The organism is Burkholderia sp. MSh2 (assembly GCF_000731655.1).
In the GTDB taxonomy this organism is placed as follows: domain Bacteria; phylum Pseudomonadota; class Gammaproteobacteria; order Burkholderiales; family Burkholderiaceae; genus Burkholderia; species Burkholderia paludis.
Genome location: NZ_JPGM01000134.1, coordinates 1 through 3,478, shown reverse-complemented (window position 1 = coordinate 3,478; position 3,478 = coordinate 1). Strand labels below are relative to the sequence as shown.

Below are 3,478 nucleotides of genomic sequence, written 5' to 3'. Positions count from 1 at the left end.
GTGGCAATCCGGCAGGTGCATTGACCGGCGCGCTCGGGACGGTAACTGGCGCACTCGGCGGTATCGGTGGCGGATCGGATCCGCTGGCGCCGGTGCAAGGCGTCGTCAATCAGGTGACGGGCGCGCTCGGCAGCGTCGGTGGCGGCAATCCGGCGGGCGCACTGACCGGCGCGCTGAATACGGCGACGGGGACGTTGAGTAACGCGGTTGGCACGGTGACGGGCGCACTCGGCGGAATCGGCGGTGGGTCGAACCCGCTGGCGCCGGTGCAAGGCGTCGTCAATCAGGTGACGGGCGCGCTTGGCAGCGTCGGCGGTGGCAATCCGGCCGGTGCACTGACCGGTGCACTCGGCACGGTGACGGGTGCACTCGGCGGCATCGGCGGCGGGTCGAACCCGCTGGCGCCGGTACAAGGCGTCGTCAATCAGGTGACGGGCGCACTCGGCAGCGTCGGCGGCGGCAATCCGGCCGGTGCATTGACCGGCGCGCTGAATACGGCGACGGGAGCGCTGGGTAACACGGTCGGCACGGTGACGGGCGCACTGGGCAGCGTCGGTGGCGGCAATCCGGCGGGCGCACTGACCGGCGCGCTGAATACGGCGACGGGGGCGCTGGGTAACACGGTCGGCACGGTGACGGGCGCGCTCGGCAGCGTCGGGGGCGGCAACCCGGCAGGCGCACTGACCGGCGCACTCGGTGCGGTCACGGGCGCACTCGGCGGCATCGGCGGCGGCGCCAACCCGCTGACGCCGATCCAGAACGTCGTCGACCAGGTCACGGGTACGCTCGGCAGCGGCAATCCGGCCGGCGCGCTGAGTAACGCGGTCAACACGATCACGGGCACGCTCGGCAACGTCGGCGGCGCGGGAGGCCCGCTCGCTCCGGTGCAAGGCGTCGTGACGCAGCTCGCGGGTACGCTCGGCGGGTCTGATCCGCTGGCGCCGGTGCAAGGCGTCGTGAACCAGGTCGTCGGCACGCTGTCCGGCGCAGGGGGCGGCAGCCCGATCACGCCGATCACCAACCTCGTCAACGGCTTGCAGAACGCGCTGCCGACGGGCGGCAACCCGGCCGGTGCGTTGACGGGCGCACTCGGTTCGGTGACGGGCGCGCTCGGCAACCTCGGCGGCTCGAACCCGCTGGCGCCGGTGCAGGGTGTCGTGAACCAGGTCGTCGGCACGCTCGGCAGCAGCAACGTGGTCGGCACGGCCACGAACGCGTTGGGCAACGCGGTCGGTTCGGTCGTGGGCGCGATCAGCAACCTCGGCAGCACGAACCCGCTGGCGCCGGTGCAGGGCGCCGTCAACCAGGTGGTCGGTACGCTCGGCAACCTCGGCGGCTCGAACCCGCTGGCGCCGGTGCAAGGTGTCGTGAACCAGGTCGTCGGCACGCTGTCGGGCGCGGCAGGCAGCAACCCGATCGCACCGATCACGAACCTCGTGAACGGCCTGACGGGCGGCAGCAATCCGGCCGGCGCGCTGACCGGTGCGCTCGGTTCGGTGACGGGCGCACTCGCGAACGGTCCGGCGGCCATCGGGCAGACGGCCGGCGCGCTGTCGGGCGCGGCCGGCGCGACGGCCGCGGCGGGCGGCAGCCTGCTTGGCTCGGGTGCAAACGCAGCCGGCGGCACGGTGGGCGCGGTCGGCTCGCTGCTGACGACGGGCGCCAACGCGACGGCGACGGTCGTCAACGCGGTCGGCACGACGGTGGGTACGACGCTCGGTTCGGCGCCGAGCCTGTCGCGACAGGCTCGGCGCCGAACCGAGCGTCGTACCCACCGTCGTGCCGACCGCGTTGACGACCGTCGCCGTCGCGTTGGCGCCCGTCGTCAGCAGCGAGCCGACCGCGCCCACCGTGCCGCCGGCTGCGTTTGCACCCGAGCCAAGCAGGCTGCCGCCCGCCGCGGCCGTCGCGCCGGCCGCGCCCGACAGCGCGCCGGCCGTCTGCCCGATGGCCGCCGGACCGTTCGCGAGTGCGCCCGTCACCGAACCGAGCGCACCGGTCAGCGCGCCGGCCGGATTGCTGCCGCCCGTCAGGCCGTTCACGAGGTTCGTGATCGGTGCGATCGGGTTGCTGCCTGCCGCGCCCGACAGCGTGCCGACGACCTGGTTCACGACACCTTGCACCGGCGCCAGCGGGTTCGAGCCGCCGAGGTTGCCGAGCGTACCGACCACCTGGTTGACGGCGCCCTGCACCGGCGCCAGCGGGTTCGTGCTGCCGAGGTTGCTGATCGCGCCCACGACCGAACCGACCGCGTTGCCCAACGCGTTCGTGGCCGTGCCGACCACGTTGCTGCTGCCGAGCGTGCCGACGACCTGGTTCACGACACCCTGCACCGGCGCCAGCGGGTTCGAGCCGCCGAGGTTGCCGAGCGCGCCCGTCACCGAACCGAGTGCGCCCGTCAACGCACCGGCCGGGTTGCCGCCCGTCGGCAGCGCGTTCTGCAAGCCGTTGACGAGGTTGGTGATCGGCGTGATCGGGCTGCCGCCCCCTGCGCCGGACAGCGTGCCGACGACCTGGTTCACGACGCCTTGCACCGGCGCCAGCGGATCAGACCCGCCGAGCGTACCCGCGAGCTGCGTCACGACGCCTTGCACCGGAGCGAGCGGGCCTCCCGCGCCGCCGACGTTGCCGAGCGTGCCCGTGATCGTGTTGACCGCGTTACTCAGCGCGCCGGCCGGATTGCCGCTGCCGAGCGTACCCGTGACCTGGTCGACGACGTTCTGGATCGGCGTCAGCGGGTTGGCGCCGCCGCCGATGCCGCCGAGTGCGCCCGTGACCGCACCGAGTGCGCCGGTCAGTGCGCCTGCCGGGTTGCCGCCCCCGACGCTGCCGAGCGCGCCCGTCACCGTGCCGACCGTGTTACCCAGCGCCCCCGTCGCCGTATTCAGCGCGCCGGTCAGTGCGCCCGCCGGATTGCCGCCACCGACGCTGCCCAGTGCGCCCGTCACCGTGCCGACCGTGTTACCCAGCGCTCCCGTCGCCGTATTCAGCGCGCCGGTCAATGCACCGGCCGGATTGCCGCCGCCGACGCTGCCGAGTGCGCCCGTCACCTGATTGACGACGCCTTGTACCGGCGCCAGCGGGTTCGACCCGCCGCCGATGCCGCCGAGTGCACCCGTCACCGTGCCGAGTGCACCGGTCAGTGCACCGGCCGGATTGCCACCGCCGACGCTGCCAAGCGCGCCCGTCACCTGATTGACGACGCCTTGCACCGGCGCCAGCGGGTTCGACCCACCGCCGATTCCGCCGAGTGCGCCCGTCACCGTGCCAACCGCGTTACTCAACGTCCCCGTCGCCGTATTCAGCGCGCCGGTCAGTGCGCCCGCCGGATTGCCGCCACCGACGCTGCCGAGCGCGCCCGTCACCTGATTGACGACGCCTTGCACCGGCGCCAGCGGATCCGATCCGCCACCGATACCGCCGAGTGCGCCAGTTACCGTCCCGAGCGCGCCGGTCAATGCACCTGCCGGATTGCCAC

Annotated in this window: 1 pseudogene; it reads right to left on the bottom strand. The window is 73.3% G+C overall.

The features are described from left to right. Positions 1–3,478, bottom strand: a pseudogene (locus tag GQ57_RS44560) (hypothetical protein); the annotation flags it as partial.